The organism is Streptomyces sp. MnatMP-M17 (assembly GCF_900091995.1).
In the GTDB taxonomy this organism is placed as follows: Bacteria; Actinomycetota; Actinomycetes; order Streptomycetales; family Streptomycetaceae; genus Streptomyces.
The window spans coordinates 1-1,134 of the sequence record NZ_FMDK01001261.1 but is presented as its reverse complement, the minus strand read 5'-3'; the positions used below and the strand labels follow the sequence as shown (position 1 = coordinate 1,134).

Annotated in this window: 2 protein-coding genes; both read right to left on the bottom strand. The window is 74.3% G+C overall.

Annotated features, from left to right (window positions below; all coding sequences use genetic code 11):
• Window positions 1-319 precede the first annotated feature (319 nt).
• Window positions 320-631, bottom strand: a complete 312-nt coding sequence (locus GA0115259_RS38405; protein WP_093605256.1) for a hypothetical protein — start codon at window positions 629-631, stop codon at window positions 320-322.
• Window positions 632-715: 84 nt separating this feature from the next.
• Window positions 716-1,134, bottom strand: a 419-nt coding sequence (locus GA0115259_RS41010) for a hypothetical protein (RefSeq protein WP_161230655.1), incomplete at its 5' end; no start/stop codon positions are given.

The following is a 1,134-nucleotide window of genomic DNA, read 5'->3' as shown; positions in this document are numbered from 1 at the left end:
CCCGCGGCGGGCGGCGCCCCCGGCCGCCGCCCGCTGGCCTCCGGGCCAGGCGAGCCAGCGGTGCGGGCGGCACAGCATCATCCGGTAGTCGACGGGACGGCCCTTTACGCCTCTGCGCCGCTCGACGAATCGGGTCGCGGGTTCGGTGCACGCGGTGATCTGGCGCAGTACGGGCATCGGCGGGTTCCCCTCCTCGGTGACCCGACGATCGTGTCCCGCGCCGGAGTTGCTGTCCGCTCCCCGGGCCCGCACCGCAGGTGACGCCCGTCTCACTGACACCCCGGCAGCGAGCGGGTCGCGGCCCCGCAGCGCAGACCGCCTACAGGGCGAGCAGGTCGCGCACGCCGGCCGGCAGAGCTGCGGCCTGGTCGGGACGGGTGAGGAAGTAGTCCCGGGCCCGGTCGGCCAGGCCGCGGTCCACCTGTACCGGATGCGGGCGGGCCGGCAGGCCGAGCGCCGTGCGGGCGTCGTCGTCCAGGTGCTCCGCGATCGGCCCATAGTCGACCTGGCCGGCCTGCTGCATCAGCTCGTCGAAGGACAGGCGGCGCTCCAGCGGGGCGGGCGTCGGCCCCAGGGGGCGCGGCGCGGGCTGGCCGGCCAGCCGCGAGGCGGGAACGTCCTGCTCAGTCATCTCGGTCTCCCTGCCGGGTCGGTTGGGGGCGGACGGCGCGGATGGCCTCGCCCTGGTGGCAATTCTTCACAGCGTTCTCGCAATCTACGTGCGGTGGTAGCGGGGGGACTCCCGTTCGTCGAGCAGCTGGATCAGCACGTGCGGCTTCCCGTCGACCACGACTCCCTCCTGCACGCCGACGACCGTCCAGTTCATCCCGCGCGGCATGAGGCGCTCGCGCTCCAGATTCCCGAACGCGGCGACCGCGGCGACCGGTGCGCCCCGGCGGGAGACCGTCTCGAACATCACCCCCGTCGACGCCCGGCCGCTGGGCCCGCCCTCGACCTTCCAGTAGGTGTCGGCGAAGCTCGCCGCCACCCGTGGGCAGTGGCTGACGGACATGTAGGAGTCGTCGCGATACCGGCCGCCCACCCGGAAGTTCTCCCGGGCCCACTCGGCGACCCGGCCGCTCTGCAGGACCTCCGCCGCAGGCGTGTAGCCGCGGTAGCCGATCTGCGCCTGCT